The following is a 24,356-nucleotide window of genomic DNA, read 5'->3' as shown; positions in this document are numbered from 1 at the left end:
GAAAAAGGGTCTCAATGGCCGTTGGCCAAAGCCGGGCTTGCCAAGTTGCAAGACCGGTATCACGCTGCACACGTCGTTGTATGCAGAGCCCACGACGCTGCGGTCGGGGTCGAGCGCTTCGTCACGCTCACCACGATCAATGCAAAAGCTGTGCCATATGATCCGGCGCTGGCCGGGACGGCACCGCGGGGTGCCGTGTGCAGCGGGCGCGGGCCTTGCATGGAACCCGGTATGGCTGCTTCAAGTCCTTGATTCATATGACATCTGTGCTGGTTTTTCTGGCGGGCCCCCAGGGCTCGACCCCGTTGGTGAACGACCTCGCGTCCGTGGGCGCCGAGGTGGTGGCGGTGCAGGGCGCCGGCAGCAATTTGGTGCGGGAGGTGGTGCGCCATGCACCAGACATGGTGGTGGCCGACCTGCCCCTGCCCGATGAGGCGTGGTTCGAGGCCTGCAAGGCCCTGGCTTCGGTGGCGCCGTGCCCGGTGCTCGTGTTCACCGCCGACGGCGACGCCGCCCACATCGAGCGCGCGGTGGCCTCGGGCGTGCACGCCTGGGTGGTCAACGGCTACGGCGCCCAGCGCCTGCGCCCGCTCATGCAGCTGGCCCAGGCCCGCTTCCAGCGCGAGCAGGCCCTGCTCGAAGAACTGCGCGACGTGTCCACCCGCTTTGAAGAGCGCAAGGCCGTGGAGCGCGCCAAGGGCATCCTCATGAGCGCGCGCCAGGTGTCGGACGACGCTGCCTTCGAGATCCTGCGCACCGCCTCCATGCACAGCAACCAGCGCCTGGGCCAGGTGGCGCAACACATCATCCAGTCGGCCCACTTCGCCGAGGGCGTGAACAGGGCCGGGCAGCTGCGCATGCTGTCGCAGCGCCTCGTCAAACACTGGCTGCTGCGACTCGCCGGCGTGCAGGCCGCGCACCACCTGGCGCTGCAGGCCGACTCGGCCGGGCGCATCGACGCCAACCTCGCCCTGCTCGGCAAGAACCTCTCGCCACCCACCTTCGGCGACCTGCTGGCCCAGGTGGTGGGCACCTGGAAGGCGTTGAAGAAAGCGCTCAAGGCCGAGCCGGCGCCCGATCAGCTCGCCCCCATCAACGCGCTGGCCGAGCGCCTGCTGCAGGACGCCGAGCGCCTCACCGCCAGCCTGGAGAGCGCGGGCAGCGTGGCGCCGCTGCGCATGCTCAACATGGCGGGGCGCCAGCGCATGCTCTCGCAGCGCTTCGCCAAGGCGGCGCTGCTCGGCGTGCTGGAAACGGCCGAACAAGCGCAGCACCAGGCCGATGGCGAAGCCGCACGCCAGGCCTTCGAGCAGGGCCTGGCCTACCTGAATGGCCTGCCGCTCTCCACGCCCGAGATCCGCCGCACGCTGGAGTCCGCGGCGCAAGGCTGGCAGCAGGTGGTGGCCGGTGCCGACCACGTGCGCCGCCCCGCCGGGCGCGACCGCCTGCTGCGCCTGGAAGGCCTGGCCACGGCCAGCGAGAGCCTGCTGGACGACTTTGAGCAACTCTCGGCCCAATACGAACGCAGCATGCAGATGCTGATGGGGTAGACAGGACGCCCCCTGCGCCGCGCTTGCAGCGCGTCACCCCCACTGGGGGGCGACACCAGCCGTCCGGCAAAGCCGGCCCGGCGGTGCCTCTGGGTTGGCACAGCTTCGCGCACAGGGCCTCGCGCACCGACTGCATGAAAAGATCGCACCAAGTTTGGGCACTTATCTTGCTAGTCTTGGTGCATGGCTTTTCAACTTGACATCGGCTTTGTCTGCCAGACCGGCCGCAAAGAACCCAACGAGGACTTCTGTGCCGCCATGCTGCCGCCAGAGGGGCAGGAGGACATGGGCTCCATCGTGGCCATCGCCGACGGCGTGAGCACCGGCGGCATGGGCGGCGAGGCGGCGCAGACAACGGTCACCAGTCTGGTGCGCAGCTACCACGACACGCCCGAAACCTGGGACACCACGGTCGCGCTCGATCGCATCATTGGTGCGCAGAACACCTGGCTCGCCGGCACCAACCGCCGCCGCCAGCCCGCCATGGGCCTGACCACGCTCACCGCGCTGGTGCTGCGCGGCCAGTCGTACACCGTGGCCCATGTGGGCGACTCGCGCTGTTATCTGCTGCGCGAGGGCCAGACGGTGCTGCTCACACACGACCACGTCGTCCACCACCCCGACATGCACCACCAGCTGCTGCGTGCCGTGGGGCTGGAAGACCACCTCGTGGTGGACTACCTGCAGGGCGACCTGCAGGTGGGTGACACCTTCGTCATGCTCACCGACGGCGTGCACGGCAAGCTGCGCGAACGCCAGCTCGCCGAGTGCGCGGCCCAGGCCGATGCCCAGGCCGCCGCCGAGCGCCTGGTGGCCGAGGCGCTGGCCGCCGGCAGCGACGACAACGTCACCGCCATGGTCGTGCGCGTGCAGGGCCTGCTCGACCCCAACCTGCAGGACGCCAGCCGCGCCGCGCAGAGCCTGCCCATACCGCCCCGGCTCAAGGTGGGCGAGGGCATCGACGGCCTCACCGTCACCGCCACCGTGGCCGACAACGGCATCAACCTGCTCTACCAGGTGCGCGACCCCAGGAGCCAGGTCCTCTACGCCCTGAAGACCCTGCACCCCGCGCGCGCCCACGACCAGGACGAACGCGCCATGCTCGCGCACGAGGCCTGGCTCGCCAAACGCATGATGTCGTCGCGGGCGGCCGGCCACCTGGTCGCCGTGCACGACCACCTGCCCAACCGCCAGCCGCGCACCGCGTTTTATGTGCTGTACGACTGGCACAGCGGCGAAACGCTGCAGCAGCTGCTCGATCAGCAGCACAAGCTCGGGCCGGTGCAGGCCGTGAGCGCCGCCATGCAGACCCTGCGCGTGCTCGGCCTGCTGCACCGCCAGGGCGTGATCCACCGCGACATCAAGCCCGCCAACCTGCACCAGGGCGACGACGGCGTGCTGCGCGTGCTCGACCTCGGCGTGGCCCTGAGCGGGCGCGAACCACACAGCATGCGCCGCCTGCACGCCGGCACGCCCAGCTTCGTCAACCCCGAGCAATGGGGCCACCACAGCAAGGCCAGCGGCGGCGCCACCGAAGGCGAGCCCGAGCTGCCCGACGCCCAGAGCGACCTCTTCGCGCTCGGCGTCACGCTCTACCAGCTGCTCACCGGCAAGCTCCCCTACGGCGAGGTGCTGCCCTACCAGCTCGGCCGCTACTACCGCGACCCCACCGCCCCCAGCCGCCACAACCCCGAGGTGCCGATCTGGCTCGACCACGTGCTGCAGAAGGCCGTGGCGCGCGACAAGGCCCAGCGCTTCGAAACCGCCGAGGAGTTCCTGCTCGCGCTGGAGCGCGGTGCCTCGCGCCCGCTCACCGTGCCGCCCGCCTCGGCGCTGCTGCACCGCGACCCCACGATGCTGTGGAAGCTGCTGCTGGGCTTCAGCGTGCTGTTCAACCTGTTGCTGGTCTACTGGCTGCTGTTTCTGCCCAAATAACGCGCCTCGTTCGGAGCACCTCCATGGAAAACATCGTCGTCATCGGCTCGGGCCACATGGGCGTCGGCATCGCCGCCATCTTCATCGCGGCGGGGCACGACGTGGTGGTGCTCGGCCGCCAGTTGCCCGCCGTCGAGGCCCGCCTGCCCGCCATGCGCGCGCTCGCCGCCACGCTGCCATCGGCCAAAGCGCCCGGCCAGCTCACCGCCGCGTCGGTGAGTGAATGGAACCAATGGGACGGCGTCACCCTCGTCATCGAAACCATCCCCGAACAGCTCGCCGCCAAACAGGCGCTGTTCGCCGAGCTCGACCACCGCGTGCCTGCGCACATCCCCATCGGCACCAACAGTTCGGGCTATGGCATCGATCAGATCGCCGCTGGTCTGCAGACCACCGATCGCATGCTCAATGTGCACTACTCCATGCCCGCGCACATCGTGCCCATGGTCGAGGTGGCGCTCGGCGCGCACACCCGCCTGCCGCTGGCCGAAGCCGTGTGCCGCCTGATCGAAGCCACCGGCAAGAAGACCACGCTGATCAAAAAATACATTCCCGGCCTGCTCATCAGCCGCCTGCAACACGCGCTCATGCGCGAAGCGCTCTCGCTGGTGGACCAGGGCATCGTCACCCCGCAGGCCATCGACGACGCGGTGCGCTTCGGCTTCGGTTTCCGCTACGCCGCCATCGGCCCCATGGCGCAGAAAGAAATGTCGGGCTGGGACACGCACGTGGTGTCTGGCGCGGCGGTGTACCCCAGCCTCTCCAACATCAGCACACCGCCCGCCTGCGTGACCGATCTCGTGAAACAAGGCCGCACCGGCATGAACCAGGGCGCCGGCTTCGAGCGCTGGACGCCGGCCGAGGTGGCCGAGTTCAAGCGCAAGTACGAGCTGCGGCTGAGGGCGGCGTTTGAGGTGTTGGGGGTGGCGCCGGATGAGGCGGCGGGCGATCAGCGCCCATGAGACTCGTGGCGGTGTTTTGGGCGCTCCTGCCAAGCCCATGATTCATGGTCCTGCAAGGCCTGGGCTACGATCCCCGCAGGCTGCATGTCAGCCTTGAATCCACCACGTCACAGGAGCTCAACGTGTCGCTCATTTGGTCCCATTCCATCGACGGTCTCGACTGGGATGAACTCTCCGCTCTGTATGCCGCTGCGCCGCTCGGAAACAAAAATCCGACCGGGTTGAAGACCGCGTTCACCAACAGCATGTTCAAGTGCTTCGTCTACGAGGGCAAGAAGCTGGTGGGCGTGGGGCGGGCGCTGGCTGACGGGGTTGATTGCTCCTACATCTGCGACGTCGCGCTGCTTCCCAGCCATCAAGGTCTGGGCCTTGGACAGCAGATCGTTGCCCAACTGGTGGCGCTGTCCAGCGGCCACAAAAAAATCATTCTTTATTCGGTGCCCGGCAAAGAACCGTTCTACAAAAAGCTGGGGTTCAAGCGCATGAGCACCGCCATGGCGATCTTTGAAGATCAGGCGGCGGCCCAAGCCCGGGGGTATATCAATGAAACCTGAGCGACAGCTGTCCATGCACATCGACCACGCTCAATCGGCGGACGCGCGCGCCGTCGCGGACATCCACGTCAACGCCTGGCGCGCCGCGTACGCGTCGGTCCTTTCCGCCGAGTACCTGGCGTCGCTGTCTGTCGACGCGCGCGAAGCCATGTGGCGCCAGTGCATCGCTGCGGGGGAGCCGGCGTTGCTCGTGGCAAAACACCACGGCGCCGTGGTGGGTTGGCTGTCGTTCGGCGCCAGCCGGGGCGAAGGTGCTCCCCCGTCGGAGGGGGAGGTTTGGGCGCTGTACGTGGCGCCAGCGTGCTGGTCCACGGGCGCCGGCCGGCAACTCTGGCTTCGGGCCCGCGAGCTGATGCGTGATCGCGGTTTCACCACATGTTGCCTGTGGGTGTTTCCTCAGAACGAACGCGCCATCCGCTTCTACCGAGCGGCCGGCTTTGTGGCGGCCGCGCGGCCGCCCCAGTCGTTTGAGCTGGGTGGTCGACAGCTCCAGGAGGTGCGTTACGTTTGCCGCATGGACGGCGCAGGCAGCGGGGATCAGGCTGCACCGCCACAGACGGTCTCGTAGCCGCCCACGCTGCGGTTCAAGCCCGGACCTCCGCCTGCGGTGGGAGCCCGCGCGCAGCGGCTGCGCCCAGCCACGTGAGCACACCGCCCAAGGCCACCAACACCGCTGCCACGAGAAACGTGAGGCGCAGGCCACCCGTCAGCTGCTCCGGGCTCGCCGTGGCCACCAGGGACGTTGACGCACCCCAGCTGAACACCGCCCCCATGGCCGATGCCCCGGTGATCAGCCCGAGGTTGCGCGACAGGTTGAGCAGGCCCGACACCACGCCCCGCTGGTCCGCCGTGGCACTGGCCATCACCGCCGTGTTGTTCGCCGCCTGGAAGCTGGCGTAGCCCGCGGTGATGAGGCCGAGCGCACCCGCGTAGCCGGCTGCCCCCCAGGTGGTGGCCGCGATCGGCAGTGTGGCGGCGCCCAGGAACATGGTGACCAGCCCAGCCACGCCCACCGGGTGCGAGCCCACCCGGTCCACCAGGCGGCCGGCCGGCGCGCCGAACACGGCGGCCACGGCAGGGCCGACCGACATCACCAGCCCCATGCGCGTCGCGTCCAGCTGGAGCGCCCCCAGCAGGTAAAACGGCCCCACCACCAGGGTGGCCATCACCACGGTGGTGACCAGCGCGCTCGCGGCAAAGCCCGTGGCCATCATCGGGTGGCGAAACGTCGCCAGCCGCACCAGGGGCGCTGCCACCTTGGTCTCGGCGAAGACAAAGGCCCCCAGACCGAGCAGGGCCAGCAGCAACAGGACCGCGTTGGCGGGGCCGAACGCACCGCGCCCGAGCGTCATGGCCAGCGAGTAGGCCGCGAGGCTGAGCGCCAGCAGCACCGTGCCGACGGGGTCGAAGCGCACCGGCTTCGCGGCGGTGGGCGCCGGATCGGGCGGCAGGTGGCGGTGGGCCATCGCCAGCGCCCACAGGCCGAGCGGCACGTTGATCCAGAACACCGCGTTCCAGCCGCAGACGCCGATCAACAGGCCGCCCAGGGTCGGGCCCAGCGCGGTGCCCACCGCCGACACGGTGCCCAGCAGCCCCATGGCGCTGCCCGCCTGGTGCCTGGGGACCCGCTCGCTGACCAGGGCCGTGGTCAGCGCCATCATGGTGGCGGCACCCAGGCCCTGAACCACCCGGGCGGCGATCAGCTGCCACAGGGCCGTGGACGCGCCGCCCGCGAGCGACGCCAGGGTGAACATCCCCAGGCCCCACAGCATGAGCCGGCGCCGGCCCACCAGGTCACCCAGGCGCCCCACCGCCACGATGGCCACGGTGATCGTCAGCAGGTAGGCCAGCACCACCCACTGCACCGCCTGGAACGATGCGGAAAACGCCTGCGTCAGGGTGGGCAGGGCGACGTTGGCGATGCTCGTGCCCAGCGACGACAGCAGCATCGACAAGGACAGGCTGAACAGCACGCTTTTCAGGACGGGTGCAGACGGTGTGGCCGCTGTGGCGGGGGCCGTTTCAACGGGGGTGGGAATTGACATGTCGGGCTCCGGAAAAGGGACAGCCCGATGCTAGGGAGCGGGTCGTGCTGGCGGAAGGCGCATGCCCCGCAATCAATCAGTGCGCCCAACGCCATGTGTGGGGCCTGCGTGCTATGTTTCCGGCATGACCCCGCTCGACTTCAACCTGCTGTTGACCCTGGACGTGCTGCTGACGGAGCAGAACGTCGCCCGAGCCGCCCAGCGGCTGAAGCTGAGCCCCTCGGCGATGAGCCGTGCCTTGGCCCGCCTGCGCGAAACCACGGGCGACCCGCTGCTGGTCCGGGCCGGGCGCGGCCTGGTGCCCACGCCGCGCGCGCTGGAACTGCGCGAGCGCATCGGCCCCTTGGTGCAGGAGATCGAGGCGGTCATGCGCCCCCTGAACGCGCTCAAGCTGAGCGAGCTCGCCCGGACCTTCACGCTGCGCAGCAGTGAAGGCTTTGTGGAGAATTTCGGTGCGGCGCTGATCCGGCGGGTGGCCGACGAAGCGCCGAGCGTGCGCCTGTGTTTCGTCCAGAAACCCGACAAGGACAGCACGGCGCTGCGCGACGGGGCGGTCGATCTGGAAACCGGGGTGGTGGGCGCCACGATGGGGCCGGAAATCCGCGCGCAGGCGCTGTTCCGCGACCGGTGGATCGGCGTCGTGCGCAAGGGGCATCCGCTGCAACACGAAGCGCCCATCACGACGGAACAATTCGCCCAGGGTCGCCACATCGCCGTCTCCCGGCGCGGGGTGGTTGGAGGCCCGGTCGACGCTGCGCTCGCCCCCCTCGGGTGGCAGCGCCAGGTGGTGACCATCACCGGCGGCTTCGTGGCGGCCTTGGCGCTCGCACGCGGCACCGACCTGATCGCCTGCGTGCCCGAGCGCCACACTCAAAACCTGCGTGGCGATCTGCACAGCTTCGCGCTGCCGTTCCCCGTGCCGGCGTTCTCCGTTTCCCTGTTCTGGCACCCGCGGCAACAGGCCGACCCGGCGCACATGTGGTTGCGCCGGGTGGTGCTGGAGACCTGTGGCGAGAAGGACGATGGAAGTCAGGCAGGCCAGGGTGCGCCCGGTTCTGCTTCCCTGTGACCGTGAAGGAGAGCTGTGCTCATGAAACTGATGGTGTTGTTGTTGGCGCTCCTGGCCGTGGGGCTCCTGGTCGCCCGTCAACTCGGCGGCGGCTCACCCGCCCTGGTCGAGAAGCCGGCCGCCGTGTCGGATGGGGCTGTTCCCGTGGTTCCCGCCATGTCCGTGAGGCCGCAGGATGTGCCCGGGTTGGAGCGGCAGGTGGAGGGTTATGTCAACGATCTGGCTGCCGAGCGGGCCAAACAGATGGAGCAGGCGGAATCGGGGAAATGAGGGGTTGCCGTCCGCACGCCTCAATCCCCCGTGCGCCGCCACACCAGCCCCAGCGCCTTGAGCTTCTGCCAGGCGCTGGCGCGCTCGTCTGAGAGCACGTCCAGAAAGTCCGACAGGCGCTTGGACTTGACCATGGTGTAAATGGTCAGCAGGGTGGTCAGCACAAACACGGTGCCAAAAATCAGCAGCTTGCGGTCCATCGGGGCTTCGGCTTCGGCCAGCAGGTTCATGCCCAGGAAGCCCGTGGTCACGGTGCCGATCAGGCCAAAGATGGTCACGACCGTCAGCCGCACGACGGTGTTGGCCTGGCGCCGCAAGCTGTCGGCGTCCAGGTACTGGTTCATTTCGCCAATGCGCTCCTTGACCTCGGTGTACAGCGGGTCCAGCCCGAGGTGGCTGGCGCACATGTGAAACAGGGCGCGCACCTGGGCCTGCTCGGACACCTCGTGGAACCAGTAGCGGTGCGTGAAACGCAGAAAGCCGGCAAAGCTGTCGCGGATCGTGCGCTTGAAGCGGCGCACGCTGGCGGCGTCGGCGATGTCCAGGTTTTTCAGGGCCTCGGCCAGCCGGTCCGAGAACATCAGCAGCGCCGCTTTCTGGAAATGCGCGATCAGGAACAGCAAAAAATGCTGGTGCCGGAACTGCGCCAGCACGCCCCGGTCACGACAGACGTAAAACGGGCTGTTGACGTCGCCCAGCACCAGCAGCGAATGGCCGCTGCACAGGTAGCGCGTGTTGGGCGCGGCGCCACTGTTGCTCCAGAAACGGTCGTAGCAAAAGCGCTTTTCGAAGTCGGCCAGGTGTTCTTCGGCATAGGGCAGGCTGGCGTCGTCGCTGGAGGTGGCCGCCCCGGTCACCAGCCCGAGGCGGATGACGTCGTTGCGGCTCAGCGCGCGCGGGTTGTCCAGCGCCAGAAAAGCCAGTTGCGGCATGCGGTAGTACTCGATCTGGCGGTAGCGCAGCGCGCCGGTTCGGTCGGAATGGTCGCTCACCAGGGGCTCCAGCAGCCAGGCCCAGTGGGCGGCGATGCGTGGAGCGCGGTGGCTGCTGACATGGGCCATGAACAGGTCGCGCTGGTTGGCGTCGGACTGGGCCAGCACCTGCCCGGCGGCGTCCAGCCACTCGGCGCTGTACAGGCAGTGCTGCGCATGGCCATTCGCGTCCCAGCTGGCGGGATAGCCACGGCCGAAGCGGTACAACAGCTCCTGGGCCTGGGCCAGCGTCAGGTCTTGGGCGCTGACCTCGACGTTGAGCAGCACCAGATCCAGGTCGAGGAAAAAGTAGAGGTCCACATGCACGATGTCGAGCGTGATCGGCGGCGCGCCGGGACGCAGCACCGCCCGCACGGCGCTGACGTCGCTGCGCCGGAACACGCGCATCGGCGAGCTGGTGGCGCTGCCACCGTCCTGGCCGCGTCCTTCGCCGTACAGGAACCGCTGCACATAGGGCAGAAAGGTCACGAACTCGTTGTAGTGGCGTTCGTGAAAACGACCACTGTCACCGGTGAATTCATCCACCACCTCGCGCCAGGGAGAGGCCTCGCCCATGTCCGCCAGCAACTGCCAGGGTTTGGCGTGCCGGCCCTCGGAGCCCCGCACCGGCATCAGGCGCAAAGGCCACAACAAGACCTGGCGAAACGCTCGCACGCTGGCGGAAGGGGAATCGGCTGACATGGGGTGGCCTTTCGTCTGGATCACGGTGGCGTGCAAAGCGCTGGCAGCGCGGGCACCGTGCGTCGAATGATAGGAAGTTCAGCCGCCATTGCGTGAGTGCCTGCGCTCGTTTCACAGAGACAGCCGTTTAGACTGCCGCAAGCGCGCAAAAGGACCCGCAGAGGTCGCTGGCTTCCCAGCCGCTCCACCGTCACACAGGGACCCCGATGCAGATACTCACAAGCTTGTTGACGCTGATCGTGCTGGCGAGGGTGCTCGGGCACCTGTTCACACGCTGGGGCCAGCCGGCCATCGTTGGCGAGATGGTGGCTGGCATCCTGCTCGGGCCGGCGGTGTTGGGCTTGGTCGCACCAAACCCGGCGCTCTCGGGCATTGCGTCGCTGGCAATCTTTCTGGTCGTGCTCGACGCGGGCCTGGAAATGAGCTTCAAGGACGTGCAGGCGGCCATGCGCGGCCGTGGTTTTGTCGTCGCCATGATCGCTTTCTTCCTGCCCTTTGGCGCGGGTGCGGCCGTGGCCTGGGCCTTCGACCAGGACCTGATGCGCACGATCTTCCTGGGGCTGTGCATTTCCATCACGGCGATGCCCGTGGCGGTGAAGATGCTCGACGAAATGGGCTTGCTGCAGACGGCCATCGGGCGTTATTCGGTGTCCACGGCGGTGATCAACGACATCCTGGCGCTGTTCATCCTGGGCGTGCTGCTCGCGCTGCCGGCGCAGACCAGCTGGGCGGCGATCCTGGCCACCGGAGGGGTGGTGACGCTCAAGCTGCTGGTGCTGGCGCTGGCGGTGCTGGGTCTCAATGCGCTGCTCAACCTGCTGCACCGGCGCGGGGTCGAGGTGTCGGCCGGGCCGGAGAAGCTGGCCGCGATGTTCGGGCCCGAGGCCGTGTTCGGCATCGTGATCGTCTTCGTGCTGGCCTTCGGTTCGCTCAGCGAGAGCCTGGGCTTCCACTTCGTCATCGGGGCGTTTTTTGGGGCGCTGCTGCTGGACAAGCGCCAGTTCGTGGCCGCGCGTTATGACGACCTGCGCCGCACGCTCAGCTCGATCACGGGCGGGTTCCTCGCGCCGGTGTTTTTTGCCTACCTGGGGCTGGAGTTCCAGATCTCGGCCTTGGCCGATGTCGGCTTCGTGGTCGCGGTGCTGTTCGCCGCCATCGCGTCGAAGGTGCTGGCGGGCTGGCTGGGCGGGCGCGCCATCGGCATGTCCAGCCGCGAGGCCCTGGGCCTGGGCTTCATCCTCAACGGCCGGGGCGCGATGGAGCTGGTGGTGGCCAGCATCGCGCTGGAGCGCGGCTTCATCGGCCAGGGCCTGTTCTCGGTGCTGGTGCTGATGGGCGTGGTGACCACGCTGCTGGCGCCCCTCTCGTTCAACGCCATCGTGGACCAGAAGATGCGGGAGCGTTACCGCGACACCGGCCAGCTGTGAGGTCGTGCGGGCCGTGTGGCCCGTCGGAAGGGCCCGGTCTCAAGGCAGGGGGTAGGGTTGTTCGTCGGGGGTGTTCAGCGCGATGTCGCGGTAGTGCGCTGGCCAGGTGTCGGGCGGGTAGCTGCCCGGGTCGCGCGGGGCCAGGTGGTGGACGATGTCGAAGTGGTTGACCTTGTGGCCCACCGCCGCGTTGTCGAGCCGGGCGGTGCCGCGGATGTGCGACATGATGGAACGGCACAGCAGCGAATACGACCAGGCCGCCGAGCCGATGCCGTCCAGGCCCACACCGGGGAAATACAGGTTGGTGGCGTCCAGGCTGCGGAAGATGCAGCCGCAGCGGGCGGTCAGGGCCTCCAGCGTCCGGATCGAGGCAATGGCGGGTGGGTCGAAGTACGACAGATCGACGCGGTAGCCGGTGCCCCACAGCAGCACATCCGCCTCGACACGGTGCCCGTCCGACAGCGTCACCGTGCCGCCGGCGATGGCGTCCACGCTGGCGCGGTGGCGTTCGATGGCGGCGTAGTGCGCCAGCATGCCGGGGCGCCCGGGAATGAGCTGGTCGTGCCGCACGTCGAAGTCGCGCGTGGGCAGGATGTCGGTGAGGCCGAATTTCTCGTAGCGCGCCCGCATGTCGGCGCCGATGGTGGCGCTCTGCTGCTCGTGCCCCATGCCGCTGGCCTGCAACCTCGCAAACCCGCGCACGCTGCCGGCGATGTGCTTGGGCTTGAACGTGGGCACGAACCACCGCGTGCCGCGGTAGGCCCAGACCACCCGGCGGGCGCCGTGCTGGAAACACAGGTCCAGCAGATCAAAAGCCGAGGCGCCGCCGCCCACCACCAGCACGTCGCGACCGGTGAGCAGGCCCGGGTCGCGCAAGGCGCTGGAATGGAACTCGCTCACCGTGCTGGCGGTGCGCGAACACGCGGGGATGACCGGCGTGTTGTGCGCCCCCGTGGCCGCCACGAGGTGGCGCGCGTGCACCTCACCCGTCGGCGTCGTCAGCGTCCAGCCCGCACCGTCTTCGCGGGCCCGGTGCACGGGCGTGTTCAGCCGGATCCCGTCGGCCAGGCCGAAGCGCTGAACCCAGGCTTCGATGTTGGCCAGGATGTGCGGCTGCGTGACACCCTGCAGCGGCAGATCGCCGAGCGTCCAGTCGGCGGCGCTGATCTGGATGTCCTGCCACGCCGGGAGGTCGCGCCACAGCCCGCCGACCCGGCCCTGCCGCTCCAGCACGACGGCCGCGAGCCCGGCCTTGCGGGCACAGGCCAGGGCCACGACGCCGGCCAGGCCGCCGCCCACGATGGCCACGTCGAATCGGTTGCGGGTGCTGTCCATGGGGGCCTCCTGCGTCAGGCGGTCGGTGCACCGGGGGGCGATGGCACCGGGTTCGACATCATCGCCCCTGCGCGGTCTTTTGGGGGTGCTGCCCGCTGGCATCGGGCCTTGCTCGGCCCCGTTCGCAATCCCTGCGCCTGGCGCCGTCGCCCTGGGGCGACGGAGGGCCGGAGCCTTCAGACAGTGGCGCTGGAGGTCGTGCCGCCGGCCCGCCGCCAGCCGCGCAGCAGCAAGGCATTGCTCACCACGCTCACGCTGCTCAGCGCCATGGCCGCGCCGGCGACCACCGGGTTGAGCAGGCCGGCCGCCGCCAGCGGGATGCCGATCACGTTGTAGGCAAAGGCCCAGAACAGGTTCTGGCGGATCTTGCGGTAGGTGCGGCGCGAGATGTCGATCGCGTCGGCCACCAGCGCGGGGTCGCCCCGCATGAGCGTGATGCCGGCGGCGTGCATGGCCACGTCGGTGCCGGTGGACATGGCGATGCCCACGTCGGCCGAGGCCAGGGCCGGCGCGTCGTTGATGCCGTCGCCCACCATGGCGACCGAGCGGCCGCCTTCCTTCAGGTGGTTCACGATGGACGCCTTGTCCGCGGGCAGCACCTCGGCCTCGATGTGGTCGATGCCCAGCGCCGTGCCCACCGCCAGGGCGCTGCCCAGGTTGTCGCCGGTGACCAGGACCGTGCGGATGCCCAGGGCCTGCAGGCTTTTCAGGGCGGTGGCGGCGCTGGCCTTGGGCTCGTCGCCGAAGGCCAGCATGCCGACCAGCGCGGGGGAGTCCGTCACATCGGCGAGCCACGACACCGTGCGCCCGTCGTCCTGGAGCTTGCGCGCTGGCTCGGCCAGGGCCGATGTGTCCACGCCGAGTTCCTGCATGTAGCGAGGGCTGCCCAGCCGCAAGGCACGGGCCTGCACTTCGGCCGACATGCCGCGTCCGGGCACGGCGCTCACCTTGGCGGCGGAGAGCAGGGTCAGGCCAGCCTGTTCGGCGGCGTTCATCACGGCACGGGCCAGCGGATGCTCACTGCCCGCCTGGATGGCGGCACTCCACGAGAGCAGCGTGTCTTCACGGCCCGGTGCAGCAAGGGCGGTCACCAGCGTGGGCTTGCCCTCGGTGAGGGTGCCCGTCTTGTCGAACGCGACGGTGTCGATGCGGTGCGCCACCTCCAGCGCTTCGGCGTCCTTGATCAGGATGCCCTGGCGCGCGGCCACACCGGTGCCGGCCATGATGGCCGTGGGCGTGGCCAGACCCAGGGCACACGGGCAGGCGATCACGAGCACCGCCACCGCGTTGAGGATGGCCTGCTCCCAGTTGCCGGTGGTCAGGCCCCAGCCCAGCAGGGTGAGCGCGGCGATCAGCAGCACCACCGGCACGAAGACGGCGCTCACGCGGTCCACGATGCGCTGGATCGGCGCCTTCTTGGCCTGGGCCGACTCAACCATGCGCACGATGCGCGAGAGCGTGGACTCGGCGCCCACGGCGGTGGTCGCCACCAGCAGCAGGCCCTCGGCGTTGACGGCACCGCCGGTGACCTTGTCGCCCGCGTGTTTGGCCACCGGCAGGCTCTCGCCCGTGATCAGCGATTCGTCCACCTGGCTGGAGCCGGTGGTGATGACACCGTCCACCGGGATGCGTTCACCCGGACGGATCACCACCGTGTCACCGACCTTCACGCGCGCCATTGGCACGTCCACGTCGCCGGAGGGCGTGCGCACCCGTGCCACCTCGGGCTTGAGGGCGTTGAGCGCCGCGATGGCGGCGGTGGTCTGGCGCTTGGCGCGCGACTCCAGCCATTTGCCCAGCAGCACCAGCGTGACGATCACCGCCGAGGCCTCGAAGTACAGGTGCGGCGTGCCATGTTCCGCGTGTTTGAACAGCAGGTACACGCTCAGGCCGTAGCCCGCGCTGGTGCCCAGGGCCACCAGCAGGTCCATGTTGCCGGCGCCGGCGCGCACCGCCTTCCAGCCCGCGCGGTAGAAGCGCGCGCCCAGCCAGAACTGCACCGGGGTGGCGAGCGCGAGCTGCAGCCAGCCGTTGATCGACCATTCGATGCCAAAGACCATGGCCAGCATGGGCAGCACCAGGGGCAGTGACAACGCGGCGGCGAGTGCCACGGGCCACCAGGGCTCGCCCTTGCTTCTGGCCGGCACGGCACTGCCGTCCTCGGTCGACGCTGTGCCGACGCTGTAGCCAGCCTTCTGCACCGCAGCGACCAGGCTGGCGGCGAGGGTGGAAGAGACAGCGTTCACCGTGGCGCGTTCGGTGGCCAGGTTGACGCTGACGGCCTGCACGCCGGCCACGGACTTCAAGGCTTTCTCCACGCGGCCGACGCACGAGGCGCAGGTCATGCCTTCGATGGGGAACTGGTGTTCGATGAGTGATGCTGTCGCTGTGCTCATGGGATGCTCCTGTGATTGAGGGTGGAGCGGATGGTTGGCCTTGACACGGTGTCAAGCGCAATCACCGATGCGGCTTGACCTTGCCACCGTGGCAATGGCCAGAGTGCGGTTTCCCTCAACCCTCTCTGGAGTCATTCATGCACAAATTCCACCTCCCCGACATGACCTGCGGCCATTGCGCCTCCAAGGTCAATGTGACCCTCAAGCTGGTCGATCCCACCTGCGAGATCCAGCTCGATCTGCCACGGCGGCTGGTCAGCGTGAACAGCAGCGAAGACCGCGAAACCTTGCGCGAAGCCCTCGCAGACGCCGGCTACCCACCGAACTGAACGGCCACGGAAACACCCACCGTGGGAGGGTCTTGACCTTCCCATGGTGGCAAGGTCCATCCTTCGACCCATGCAGTCACCCAGAACACGGAGCACCCCATGAACACCCTCATGAACATCGGCGAAGCGGCCAGTGCCGCCGGCGTGTCGGCCAAGATGATCCGGCACTACGAACAGATCGGCCTGTTGCCCGCGGCCGAGCGCAGCGAAGCGGGCTACCGCCTCTACGGCGAGCGCGAGGTCTCGGTGCTGCGGTTCGTCCGGCAGTCGCGCCGGCTGGGCTTTTCGGTGGCGCAGGTCGCCGAACTCATCGGCCTGTGGAGCGATTCACGGCGCAGCAGCCGCGAGGTGAAGGCCGTGGCCCAGCGCCACTTGGCCGACCTGGAAGACAAGCGCCGCGAAATCGAACAGATGATGGACGGGCTTTCCGAGCTGGTGGCGGCCTGCCACGGCAACGACCAGCCCCACTGCGCCATCCTGGACACGCTCTCCCGGGGCAGCCCGGCCCAGCACCAGCCGCGACACAAGCCACAGATCACGAAGCCCCGCGGCCCGGCCGACGTGCCGGGCCAGGGCAGCGCCAGCCACATCGATCTCATGGCCTGGATGCGCAGCGTTCAGGCCCACCATGGCGCGCACTGAGCGCGACAGGCCCGTTCGTTCGGCAGCAGACAGACCCCGCTGGCGGCTGGGCCTACTTTCCTGGTGGCGCGGCCGTCGCCAGGAACCACGGGCATGACCTGCGTCAAGCCCCGCCAGAACGCACAGGCCTATGCTGGCCATGCGCCCCGTTCCCTGCCGCCGTGCCGACGATCTGCCCGAAAACCTCTTTTCAAGGACCACGCCATGACCACCCTCACCACCTTGCTCGCCCTCTCGGGCGCTGCGCTCCTGACGGCCTGCGCGAACCCGTCCGCGCCGGGCGCAGGCGCCATGTCGACGGCGAAGGCCGACCCCCACGCCGCGCACCAGGCCGCTGCGCCGACGGCCGACGCCCCCGCGGCCGCGCACGAACGGATGAAGGCCATGCACCACAAGATGATGGGCGCCCGCACACCCGCCGAGCGGCAGGCCCTGATGGACGAGCACATGAAAGCCATGCACGAAGGCATGTCGACCATGAAAGGCATGGGTGGAATGGGGGGCATGGGGGGCATGGGAGGCATGGGAGGCAAACCGGACGCGTCGGGCCCGAAGCCCGCGCCCATGGACATGGCCAGGCACCACCAGATGATGGAGCGCCGCATGGAGATGATGCAGACCATGATGGACATGATGTTGCAGCGCATGCCGGGTGCCGCCACGCCACCCGCCGGCCAATGAACGGGTTCGCCCCCCGGCCTGCACCCCTTGAGATCCCACTGGAGATGACCGTGAAGCGCCCACCATTCCGCTGGAAGCGGGCCGTGCTGCTGGCGTGCCTCGCCGTGAGCGGCGTGTCGGCCTCCGCCGCCGACCGCAAGGTCTATGTGGCCAACGAGGACGCCGGCACCGTGAGTGTGATCGACGGGACCACCTTCAAGCTCACCCGCCACATCGCGGTCGGGGCAGGGGCGCACAACGTCCAGGTGTCACCCGATGGACGGCTGGCGTGGGTCACCAACAATGGCAAGCCCCCGGCGGCGGCGAGCCAGGCCCATGCGGGCATGTCGACCGCCGACCATGGCGCCATGTCCTACGCGGGCGAAGTCTGGGCGATCGACACCCGCACCGACGAGGTCGTGGCCCAGGTGGTGGTGGGCAAGCACCCGGCCCATGTGGTGCTGTCTGCCGACAGCCGCTGGGCCTACGTCACCAACGGCGGCGACAACACCCTCAGCGTGGTGGACACCGCCTCGCGCCAGGTCGTCGCCACGGTGCCCACCGGCGAGTACCCGCACGGCGTCCGGCTCAGCCCGGACGGCAAACAGGCCTATGTGGCGAACCTGAAGGGCGGCACCGTGTCGGTCATCGACACGGACAGCCGCCAGGAAACCGGCCGGATCCCGGTGGGCAAAGGCCCCGCCCAGGTGGGCTTCACGCCCGATGGCCGGCTGGCCTTCGTGTCGCTGTCGCAAGAGGGCAGCGTGGCGGTCATCGACCCGGCCAGCCGCCGGGTGATCCGCACCGTTCGGGTCGGCGATGTGCCGATCCAGCTGCACGCCACGCCCGACAACCGCTTCCTCCTGGTGGCCAACCAGGGCAGCCGCAAGGCCCCCGGCGACACGGTGAGCGTGATCGACCTCTCCACCTTCAGCACGCAGCCGATCCGCGTGGGCCGCGGGGCCCATGGCGTGGTGGTGGGGACCGATGGTCGTCACGCCTACGTGACCAACCTCTACGCCAATTCGGTGTCGGTCATCGATGTCCAGACCCGCAAGTCCGTGGCCACCGTCGCGGTGGGCGCAGGGCCCAATGGCATCAGCGTGACCCCCTGAGGGTCAAGCCCGGTCACACCAACGCACCCGCACCGCCTTGTCCGCCGTTCCTGGCGGTGGCAGGGCGGCGTCAGCCACCAGCGCGGTCAGCTCGCCTGCGCGGGCTGGAAGCGGTCGGCGCGGTCCACCAGGCTGCGCATCTGGTCCGCCGCATGGATGGTGACCGTGTGGGCGGTGTAGCCCGGCCGGGGGGAGATGTAGCTGGCCATCTCGCGCACCAGCGCCTGCTGCTCGGGCGGCGCGTTGGCCAGCAGGGCGATGACCATGTTTTCCAGCGCGATCACGCGCACGCGCAACTGCACCAGTTCGGCGTTGGTGAGGGCGGGGCTGTCGACCGGTGTGGGCTGCAATAACTCGGACATGAGGGGCTCCTGCGGTGGGGCGCGCAAGGCCGCGCCTGGGTCATTGTGGGCCGGCGCGGGGCGTTGGACAACCGGGTCTGTGCGCTGGCGCCCGGGGGGCTTCTGTTGTTGGCGGGCGGGTGCGGCGTCGGCCCTCAGAACAGCACCCGGCTGCGCAGCGTGCCCGGCACGCCCGCCAGCTCGGCCAGCGCCCGCTCGGAGTGCGCGGCGTCGATGTCCATCACCACATAACCCACGTCTTCGCGCGTCTGCAGGTACTGCGCCGAGATGTTGATGCCGTGGTCGGAGAAGACGCGGTTGATGCCGGAGAGCACGCCGGGCACGTTGCGGTGCACGTGCAGCAGGCGGTGTTTGCCGGGGTGCGCGGGCAGGGCCACCTCGGGGAAGTTGACGGCCGAGGTGGAGGTGCCGTTGTCGCTGTACTTGACGAGTTTTTCCGCCACCTCGATGCCGATGTTTTCCTGCGCCTCCAGCGTGGAGCCGCCGATGTGCGGCGTGAGGATCACGTTGTCCAGGCCGCGCAGGGGCGACTCGAACGTGTCCTTGTTGCTGTGCGGCTCTTCGGGGAAGACGTCGATGGCGGCACCGAGCAGGGCCTGGTTTTTCAGCGCGCTGGCCAGCGCGCCCACGTCCACCACGGTGCCGCGCGAGGCGTTGATCAGCACGGCGCTGGGCTTCATGCGCGCGATCTGGGCCGAGCCGATCATCCACTGTGTGGCCGGTGTTTCGGGCACGTGCAGGCTCACCACGTCGGCGGTGGCCATCAGCTCGTCCAGGCTGGTGAGCGGCCGCGCGTTGCCCAGCGGCAGCTTGGTGGCGGTGTCGAAAAACACCACCTTCATGCCCAGCGCTTCGGCCAGCACCGAGAGCTGCGTGCCGATGGCGCCATAGCCCACGATGCCGAGTGTCTTGCCGCGGATCTCGAACGAGTTGCTGGCCGATTTCAGCCAGCCGCCGCGGTGCGCCACGGCGTTCTTCTCGGGGATGCCGCGCATGAGCAGGATGGCCTCGGCCAGCACCAGCTCGGCCACCGATCGTGTGTTGGAGAAGGGCGCGTTGAACACCGCGATGCCGCGCTCGCGCGCCGCGGCCAGGTCCACCTGGTTGGTGCCGATGCAGAAGCAGCCCACGGCGGCGAGGCGCTGGGCGTGGCTCAGCACCTCGGCGGTGAGCTGGGTGCGCGAGCGGATGCCGACGAAATGCGCGTCGGCGATCTTGGCCAGCAGTTGGTCGTCGGGCAGGGCGCCGGGCAGGCTTTCGATCTGGCTGTAGCCCGCCGCGCGCAGCACCTCGATGGCCGAGGGGTGAATCCCTTCCAGCAGCAGGAAGCGGATCTTGTGTTTGTCGATCGAGGTCTTGGGACCGGGCGGGGTGGGGAGGGGGGTGCTGGCGTTCATAGTTGACAAATATAGTCGGATATGCCGGCCGTGGCCATGCGGGAGGCCTTCGCCCCCGCCCCGCACGGGGGCTTCGCCGCGGGTGTCAGGCGGGGCCGGCGGGGGTCATGAACAGGGCGGCCACCAGGTCCGACTGCGTGACCATGCCCACCAGCCGGTCCTGCGCGTCGAGCACGGGCATGTGATGCAGGCCCCCGTCGGAGAAGCCCCGCACCAGGTCGGCGATGGCCTGTTCGGGGCGGGCGGTGCGCACCCTGCGCGTCATGATGTCCTCGACCCGGCGCGCGGTGTTCATGCGCGGCACCCGGCTGGGCGCCGGCGCGCTCTGGCCGATGAAGAAGTCGTGCAGCGACACGATGCCCACCAGCTGCTGCTCGGCGTCCACCACGGGCAGCGCCTTGATCTTGTGGTGCGCCAGGCGCGCCCAGGCGTCGTCCACCGAATCACTGGGGCCCACGCTCACCACGTCGCGCGACATGATGTCCTGGCAGCGCACGCCGTTCCAGTGGCGGCGCTGCGCGTGCAGCTGCGCGCGCGTCATGATTTCTTCGAGGTCGTGGCGGTCGATGTCGAGCAGCTCGCCAAACGAGGCCAGCGCGGCGTCCAGGTCCTCCTTGTGGAAGCCCGCGCGCTGGGTGGGCAGCGGGTCGCTGGTGCCGTGAGGCTGGCGCCGGGCCACGCCGTGGTGCGGGTAGCTGCGGCCCATGGCGTTGTTGAACAGCAGGGCCAGCGCCAGCATGACCGCCGAATCGGCGGCCACCGGCCAGAGCGCAAAACCGAAGCCCAGCTGGTGGATCGCCGGGCCACCCAGCACGGCGGTGAGCGCCACCGCGCCGCCGGGCGGGTGCAGGCAGCGCAGCGCGAACATGGTCGCCACGGCGGCCGCGCCCGCCACCGCTGCGGCCAGGCCGGTGGCGCCCAGCCACTGGTGGCAGGCCACGCCGATCAGCGCCGAGAGCACGTTGCCGCCGATGATGGACCAGGGCTGCGCCAGCGGGCTCGCCGGCACCGCGAACAGCAACACCGCCGAGGCGCCCATGGGCGCGATGAACCAGACGCTGGACGTCCCCAGCGCGTGGCGGCTGAGCCAGTCGGTGCACAGCAGCCCGAGGCCCACGCCCACGCTGCTCAGCCAGAGCTCGCCGCGACCGATGGTCAGCGGGGCCGGGTAGAACGAACGCAGCCAGTTCAGCAGCGGATTCACGGGCGGGCTTTCAGCGACCGCTTTGCACCGGCGCGCGACTCAGCCCGCCGCCTCCATGCCGTTGCGTTGTTTCGTGGGTGCGGTGGCGGGCGACACGAGGAACGCCAGCAGCGCGCGCACCGCGTCGGGCTGCGTGGAGGCCGTGGCCAGGCCGGCCGAGAAGGTGGTGATGATCTGGATTTCGGCGGGCAGCGGACCGAGCACGTCGATGCCGTCGAGGTTCATGAGCTCGCTCAGCTGCTGGAAGCCCAGCTCGACCTCGCCCCGGGCCACCAGCGAGCCCACAGGCACGCCGGGCGGCGCGGTGACGATGCGGCCCTGGATCTGATCGGCGATGCCCCAGCGCTCGAAGAGCTTGGCGAGTTGCACGCCGCTCGGGCCGGTGGAGTAGCCCAGGGTGCGCGCGGCGAGCACGGCCTGTTTCACGGCGGCTTCACTGCCGATGTCGGGGTGCGGCGCGCCCCGGCGCACGGCCAGCGCCACGCCGGAGCGCACCACGTCCACGGTGCTGCCGGCCACCACCTTGCCGTCGGTGCTGAGCTGGGCCACCGCGTTGGACGCGAGCGCCACGACGTCGAAGGCCTCGCCGGCCTGCACCCGTTTGGCGGCGTCCACACCGCCCACCGATTCGAGCTCGATGACCGTGCCCGGGTGGGCCTGCTGGTAGAGGGCGATCAGGTCGGCCAGCACCTGTTTGGTGGCCATGGAAGAAATGATGCGGATGGGGGAAGCCATGCGGGCGCTCCGGGTGTGCAGGGGGTTGGAAGGTGCGCCGCAGCGCTGCGACGCGAACCCGTGCAATTTAACCGCAAGCCCCGCCGCGCCGCCCGGCGACGGACGCGGTTCAGCGCAGCCGGCCGATGTAGTGGTTGCGCTGGGAGGCCGGTGGCTCGGCCTTGCCGTTGGGGGGAGGGCTGGCCGAGGCCGCCGGTGGTGGCGCGGCGGCGGGCGCGTTCAGGCCCATGGACTCCTGCAGCTGCAGGCCCGCGAGCAGCAGCTCTTCGTCGTCGGTGTCCAGCGCGAGGGCCAGGCACCCGCGGGCGTAGGCCGCGTCGGCCACGAACCGCATCACGTCGAAGGGCTTGCCTTGCCGCCCGGCGAGTTTGCGGAACCTGGCGATCAGCTGCAGCGTGGCTGGATTCATGTGAACGCCCGGTGGCTCGGAGGGCGCTGAAAAAGGGGGCGGCCAGGTGCGTCGGTGATCAGGCGGTGCGCGCGCGCCCGCCTTTCTCTGCCCACGTGCGCGTCCAGCGCACTTGCATCGTTCGCATCACGCCCAGCATCAGCACCGAGAAGATCGCCATGATCACGAAGCCGGAGAGGAAGCTGTCGGTGTGCTGTTTGGACTGGCCCATCATGGCCGGCACCAGGCCGCCGCCGAGTGCACCGATCTCGCCGATCATCGAGCCGGCCACGGCGGTGGACATGGGCCAGCGCAGCGGCACCAGCTGGAACAGCGCGCCGTTGCCCGCGCCCAGCGCGGCGAAGCAGACGATCAGCAGCAGCGTGGTCAGCACGATGGAGTGCGACGACAGGCCCACGCCCACCAGCGCGACCGACACGACGACCAGCACCACGGTCAGCGTGTTGACGCCACCCCAGTGGTCGGAAATCCAGCCGCCGAAGACGCGCACCACGGCGCCCATCAGCGCGGCCAGCATGGTGAGCTGACCGGCCTGCACCTTGCTCACGCCGAATTGGTCGTAGTAATAGGTGGGCAAAAAGGTGGTGATGCCGATGAAGCCGCCGAAGGTGACGACGTAGATCAGGCTGAACACCCAGCCGTCTTTTTCGAGCAGGCAGGCCAGGTGTTCGCGCATGCTGGCGTGTTGGTCGCGGTCCGGCGGCTCCTTGGCCATGAAGGCCACCACCAGCATGGGCACGATGGAGGCGAGGGCGGCGAAGCCGTACACCGTCTGCCAGCCGTAGGCCTGCGCCAGCGGCGGGGCCAGCAGCGCAGCGACGGCGGTGCCGGCGTTGCCCGCGCCCACCAGGCCCATGGCCAGGCCCTTGTATTTCGGCGGGTACCAGCCCGAGCCCAGCGACATGGCCACGCCGAAGCTGGCACCGGCCACGCCCAGCAGCAGCGCCATCTTGAGCATGTCGTCGTAGGTCTGCACGAAGAAGTAGCCGTACGACATCGTGACGGTGATCAGCGCCAGCTCGACCAGCGTGGCGGTCTTGCGGCCCACGTACTGCGCGAGCAGGCCGAGCGGGAACCGCATGACGGCGCCGGCCACGATGGGTATCGACAGCAGCAGGCCCTTCTGTGCGGCCGTGAGGTTGAACTCCTCGCTGATGAAGGGCGCCATGGCGCCGTTCATGACCCAGATCACGAACGAGAACGTGAGGTAGAAAAACGCTGCAAAGAGCGTCGGTGTGTGCCCGCTTTTCAGGAACGTACGGAAGCCCGCCATGGCGTGGACCTTTGTGAGAGAGGTGGGGTGGGAAGTGGGGCCCTCGCAGCGGCGCCCCGGGGCCGCGACGGGCCAGAGGGATGCGCAAGGGGCGCACCGGTCGGCCGGAAACGGCGACAGGATGCAGCACAAGAGGCCTTCGTTAGCCTCTGTGGGTATTGAGCAAATTCCATGCCCGATCCCGGGGGCGGTTTGCGGAGGATCAAGCCTCGCTGTGCACCATGCTTGGGTCGTCCGGCACCGTCGGCGCAAAGAAAAGGGGCATGCCCTGCGGCATGCCCCTTTTTGGGTTGGCAATAAGCCACCTTCCGATCCGTCGCTCAACCGCGCCGGGCGAAATGCCTCCGGCCGGGATGCGGCGGAACCGGCTCCGCCGGGCCACTCGCATCGAGGGGGTGACGCGCACAGTGCGTCGCCTGGTAGGCGCTAAGCCGCCTTCTCCACGTGCGCCTGGCGCGTGTAGAGGAAGTCGATCACGGCCTTGCGGTGGTGCTGGTACTGCGGGTCGTCGGCCAGGGCCACGCGGTGGCGCGGGCGTGGCAGGTCCACGTGCAGCACCTCGCCGATGGTGGCGGCCGGGCCGTTGGTCATCATCACGATCTTGTCGGACAGCAGCACGGCCTCGTCCACATCGTGCGTGACCATCACCACCGTGCTGTGCGTGCGGGCCACGATGTCGAGCAACTCGTCCTGCAGCTTGGCGCGGGTGAGGGCGTCGAGTGCGCCGAAGGGTTCGTCCATGAGCAGCACCTTGGGCTCCATCGACAGCGCCCGGGCGATGCCCACGCGCTGCTTCATGCCACCCGAGATCTCGCCGGGGCGCTTCTGCGCGGCGGGCGTCAGGCCCACCAGGGCCAGCGCGTCTTCGGTGCGTTTCTTGAGCTGGGCCTTGCTTTCGGTGGCGGCGAAGACGCGCTCCACCGCGAGGTAGACGTTCTCAAAACACGTGAGCCAGGGCAGCAGCGAGTGGTTCTGGAACACCACCGCGCGCTCGGGGCCGGGGCCGGCGATCTC

At 69.1% G+C, this 24,356-nt stretch carries 23 protein-coding genes; 12 read left to right on the top strand and 11 right to left on the bottom strand.

Annotated elements, in window-relative coordinates; all coding sequences use genetic code 11:
- Window positions 1–257: 257 nt before the first annotated feature.
- The 5 genes from IV088_RS12310 to IV088_RS12290 all read left to right on the top strand — a co-directional run bounded on the left by IV088_RS12310 (window position 258) and on the right by IV088_RS12290 (window position 5,569).
- Window positions 258–1,550: a type IV pili methyl-accepting chemotaxis transducer N-terminal domain-containing protein gene (locus IV088_RS12310; RefSeq protein ID WP_291102247.1), complete on the top strand. Its 1,293-nt coding sequence runs from the start codon at window positions 258–260 to the stop codon at window positions 1,548–1,550.
- 183 nt (window positions 1,551–1,733) lie between these two features.
- Window positions 1,734–3,485: a bifunctional protein-serine/threonine kinase/phosphatase gene (locus IV088_RS12305; protein ID WP_291102245.1), complete on the top strand. Its 1,752-nt coding sequence runs from the start codon at window positions 1,734–1,736 to the stop codon at window positions 3,483–3,485.
- A 23-nt stretch (window positions 3,486–3,508) separates the two neighbouring features.
- Window positions 3,509–4,447 carry a 3-hydroxyacyl-CoA dehydrogenase NAD-binding domain-containing protein gene (locus IV088_RS12300; protein WP_291102243.1) on the top strand — a complete coding sequence of 313 codons (939 nt, stop codon included), beginning with the start codon at window positions 3,509–3,511 and terminating at the stop codon, window positions 4,445–4,447.
- 122 nt (window positions 4,448–4,569) lie between these two features.
- Complete coding sequence (locus IV088_RS12295; RefSeq protein ID WP_291102300.1) at window positions 4,570–5,001, top strand: GNAT family N-acetyltransferase; 432 nt, start codon at window positions 4,570–4,572, stop codon at window positions 4,999–5,001.
- Complete coding sequence (locus tag IV088_RS12290) at window positions 4,991–5,569, top strand: GNAT family N-acetyltransferase (protein WP_291102241.1); 579 nt, start codon at window positions 4,991–4,993, stop codon at window positions 5,567–5,569. The genes IV088_RS12295 and IV088_RS12290 overlap by 11 nt, the downstream gene beginning before the upstream one ends.
- A gap of 16 nt (window positions 5,570–5,585) precedes the next feature.
- Here the strand turns inward: IV088_RS12290 and IV088_RS12285 are convergent, their stop codons facing one another.
- Window positions 5,586–7,046 (bottom strand): MFS transporter, encoded by a 1,461-nt coding sequence (locus IV088_RS12285; RefSeq protein WP_291102239.1) that lies wholly within the window; start codon window positions 7,044–7,046, stop codon window positions 5,586–5,588.
- Between the two features lie 124 nt (window positions 7,047–7,170).
- Between IV088_RS12285 and IV088_RS12280 the strand changes: the two genes are divergently transcribed.
- Together IV088_RS12280 and IV088_RS12275 are read left to right on the top strand one after the other, a co-directional pair.
- A complete protein-coding gene (locus tag IV088_RS12280; protein WP_291102237.1) occupies window positions 7,171–8,115 on the top strand; it encodes a LysR family transcriptional regulator in 945 nt (314 codons plus the stop codon).
- Window positions 8,116–8,136: 21 nt separating this feature from the next.
- Complete coding sequence (locus tag IV088_RS12275) at window positions 8,137–8,385, top strand: hypothetical protein (RefSeq protein WP_291102235.1); 249 nt, start codon at window positions 8,137–8,139, stop codon at window positions 8,383–8,385.
- A gap of 20 nt (window positions 8,386–8,405) precedes the next feature.
- Here the strand turns inward: IV088_RS12275 and IV088_RS12270 are convergent, their stop codons facing one another.
- On the bottom strand, window positions 8,406–10,058 hold the full coding sequence (locus tag IV088_RS12270; RefSeq protein WP_291102233.1) for a hypothetical protein: 1,653 nt from the start codon (window positions 10,056–10,058) through the stop codon (window positions 8,406–8,408).
- A 206-nt stretch (window positions 10,059–10,264) separates the two neighbouring features.
- Here IV088_RS12270 and IV088_RS12265 point away from each other — a divergent pair, with 206 nt between their 5' ends.
- Window positions 10,265–11,485, top strand: coding sequence for a cation:proton antiporter (locus IV088_RS12265; protein WP_291102231.1), 1,221 nt, complete (start codon window positions 10,265–10,267; stop codon window positions 11,483–11,485).
- A gap of 39 nt (window positions 11,486–11,524) precedes the next feature.
- On the opposite strand, the gene IV088_RS12260 is transcribed toward IV088_RS12265, so the two are convergent.
- Together IV088_RS12260 and IV088_RS12255 are read right to left on the bottom strand one after the other, a co-directional pair.
- On the bottom strand, window positions 11,525–12,820 hold the full coding sequence (locus tag IV088_RS12260) for an NAD(P)/FAD-dependent oxidoreductase (protein WP_291102229.1): 1,296 nt from the start codon (window positions 12,818–12,820) through the stop codon (window positions 11,525–11,527).
- 176 nt (window positions 12,821–12,996) lie between these two features.
- Complete coding sequence (locus IV088_RS12255; protein WP_291102227.1) at window positions 12,997–15,216, bottom strand: cation-translocating P-type ATPase; 2,220 nt, start codon at window positions 15,214–15,216, stop codon at window positions 12,997–12,999.
- Window positions 15,217–15,353: 137 nt separating this feature from the next.
- Here IV088_RS12255 and IV088_RS12250 point away from each other — a divergent pair, with 137 nt between their 5' ends.
- From IV088_RS12250 to IV088_RS12235, 4 genes are all read left to right on the top strand, one after another.
- Complete coding sequence (locus tag IV088_RS12250) at window positions 15,354–15,545, top strand: heavy-metal-associated domain-containing protein (RefSeq protein ID WP_291102225.1); 192 nt, start codon at window positions 15,354–15,356, stop codon at window positions 15,543–15,545.
- Window positions 15,546–15,644: 99 nt separating this feature from the next.
- Window positions 15,645–16,187, top strand: a complete 543-nt coding sequence (cueR, locus tag IV088_RS12245; protein ID WP_367171585.1) for a Cu(I)-responsive transcriptional regulator — start codon at window positions 15,645–15,647, stop codon at window positions 16,185–16,187.
- A gap of 204 nt (window positions 16,188–16,391) precedes the next feature.
- Window positions 16,392–16,868 carry a hypothetical protein gene (locus IV088_RS12240; protein ID WP_291102223.1) on the top strand — a complete coding sequence of 159 codons (477 nt, stop codon included), beginning with the start codon at window positions 16,392–16,394 and terminating at the stop codon, window positions 16,866–16,868.
- A gap of 50 nt (window positions 16,869–16,918) precedes the next feature.
- Window positions 16,919–17,962 carry a cytochrome D1 domain-containing protein gene (locus IV088_RS12235; RefSeq protein ID WP_291102221.1) on the top strand — a complete coding sequence of 348 codons (1,044 nt, stop codon included), beginning with the start codon at window positions 16,919–16,921 and terminating at the stop codon, window positions 17,960–17,962.
- Window positions 17,963–18,048: 86 nt separating this feature from the next.
- Here IV088_RS12235 and IV088_RS12230 read toward each other — a convergent pair whose 3' ends face one another.
- From IV088_RS12230 to IV088_RS12200, 7 genes are all read right to left on the bottom strand, one after another.
- Entirely contained in the window at window positions 18,049–18,324 is a 276-nt protein-coding gene (locus IV088_RS12230; protein WP_291102219.1) for a hypothetical protein, read from the bottom strand.
- Between the two features lie 134 nt (window positions 18,325–18,458).
- Entirely contained in the window at window positions 18,459–19,721 is a 1,263-nt protein-coding gene (serA, locus tag IV088_RS12225) for a phosphoglycerate dehydrogenase (protein WP_291102217.1), read from the bottom strand.
- 85 nt (window positions 19,722–19,806) lie between these two features.
- Window positions 19,807–20,925 (bottom strand): HPP family protein, encoded by a 1,119-nt coding sequence (locus IV088_RS12220; RefSeq protein WP_367171584.1) that lies wholly within the window; start codon window positions 20,923–20,925, stop codon window positions 19,807–19,809.
- Between the two features lie 39 nt (window positions 20,926–20,964).
- Window positions 20,965–21,660 (bottom strand): substrate-binding domain-containing protein, encoded by a 696-nt coding sequence (locus IV088_RS12215; protein WP_291102215.1) that lies wholly within the window; start codon window positions 21,658–21,660, stop codon window positions 20,965–20,967.
- Window positions 21,661–21,769: 109 nt separating this feature from the next.
- A complete protein-coding gene (locus IV088_RS12210) occupies window positions 21,770–22,069 on the bottom strand; it encodes a hypothetical protein (RefSeq protein WP_291102213.1) in 300 nt (99 codons plus the stop codon).
- A gap of 58 nt (window positions 22,070–22,127) precedes the next feature.
- Window positions 22,128–23,342 carry a nitrate/nitrite transporter gene (locus tag IV088_RS12205; RefSeq protein ID WP_291102211.1) on the bottom strand — a complete coding sequence of 405 codons (1,215 nt, stop codon included), beginning with the start codon at window positions 23,340–23,342 and terminating at the stop codon, window positions 22,128–22,130.
- A gap of 426 nt (window positions 23,343–23,768) precedes the next feature.
- Window positions 23,769–24,356 (bottom strand): ABC transporter ATP-binding protein (locus tag IV088_RS12200; RefSeq protein ID WP_291102209.1); only part of this gene is annotated, 588 nt, incomplete at its 5' end.

Origin of the sequence: Hydrogenophaga sp. (genome assembly GCF_018780075.1) — a bacterium.
GTDB lineage: Bacteria > Pseudomonadota > Gammaproteobacteria > Burkholderiales > Burkholderiaceae_C > Hydrogenophaga.
The sequence above is the reverse complement of the archived record's forward strand: the minus strand, read 5'-3'. Positions and strand labels throughout refer to the sequence as shown.

Coding starts and splice junctions, on each gene's coding strand:
- cueR (WP_367171585.1), top strand. CDS start 15,645: ATGAACACCCTCATGAACATCGGCGAAGCGGCCAGTGCCGCCGGCGTG.
- IV088_RS12205 (WP_291102211.1), bottom strand. CDS start 23,342: ATGGCGGGCTTCCGTACGTTCCTGAAAAGCGGGCACACACCGACGCTC.
- IV088_RS12275 (WP_291102235.1), top strand. CDS start 8,137: ATGAAACTGATGGTGTTGTTGTTGGCGCTCCTGGCCGTGGGGCTCCTG.
- IV088_RS12255 (WP_291102227.1), bottom strand. CDS start 15,216: ATGAGCACAGCGACAGCATCACTCATCGAACACCAGTTCCCCATCGAA.
- IV088_RS12230 (WP_291102219.1), bottom strand. CDS start 18,324: ATGTCCGAGTTATTGCAGCCCACACCGGTCGACAGCCCCGCCCTCACC.
- IV088_RS12210 (WP_291102213.1), bottom strand. CDS start 22,069: ATGAATCCAGCCACGCTGCAGCTGATCGCCAGGTTCCGCAAACTCGCC.
- IV088_RS12270 (WP_291102233.1), bottom strand. CDS start 10,058: ATGTCAGCCGATTCCCCTTCCGCCAGCGTGCGAGCGTTTCGCCAGGTC.
- IV088_RS12215 (WP_291102215.1), bottom strand. CDS start 21,660: ATGGCTTCCCCCATCCGCATCATTTCTTCCATGGCCACCAAACAGGTG.
- IV088_RS12310 (WP_291102247.1), top strand. CDS start 258: ATGACATCTGTGCTGGTTTTTCTGGCGGGCCCCCAGGGCTCGACCCCG.
- IV088_RS12285 (WP_291102239.1), bottom strand. CDS start 7,046: ATGTCAATTCCCACCCCCGTTGAAACGGCCCCCGCCACAGCGGCCACA.
- IV088_RS12290 (WP_291102241.1), top strand. CDS start 4,991: ATGAAACCTGAGCGACAGCTGTCCATGCACATCGACCACGCTCAATCG.
- IV088_RS12280 (WP_291102237.1), top strand. CDS start 7,171: ATGACCCCGCTCGACTTCAACCTGCTGTTGACCCTGGACGTGCTGCTG.
- IV088_RS12300 (WP_291102243.1), top strand. CDS start 3,509: ATGGAAAACATCGTCGTCATCGGCTCGGGCCACATGGGCGTCGGCATC.
- IV088_RS12260 (WP_291102229.1), bottom strand. CDS start 12,820: ATGGACAGCACCCGCAACCGATTCGACGTGGCCATCGTGGGCGGCGGC.
- IV088_RS12305 (WP_291102245.1), top strand. CDS start 1,734: ATGGCTTTTCAACTTGACATCGGCTTTGTCTGCCAGACCGGCCGCAAA.
- serA (WP_291102217.1), bottom strand. CDS start 19,721: ATGAACGCCAGCACCCCCCTCCCCACCCCGCCCGGTCCCAAGACCTCG.
- IV088_RS12250 (WP_291102225.1), top strand. CDS start 15,354: ATGCACAAATTCCACCTCCCCGACATGACCTGCGGCCATTGCGCCTCC.
- IV088_RS12265 (WP_291102231.1), top strand. CDS start 10,265: ATGCAGATACTCACAAGCTTGTTGACGCTGATCGTGCTGGCGAGGGTG.
- IV088_RS12240 (WP_291102223.1), top strand. CDS start 16,392: ATGACCACCCTCACCACCTTGCTCGCCCTCTCGGGCGCTGCGCTCCTG.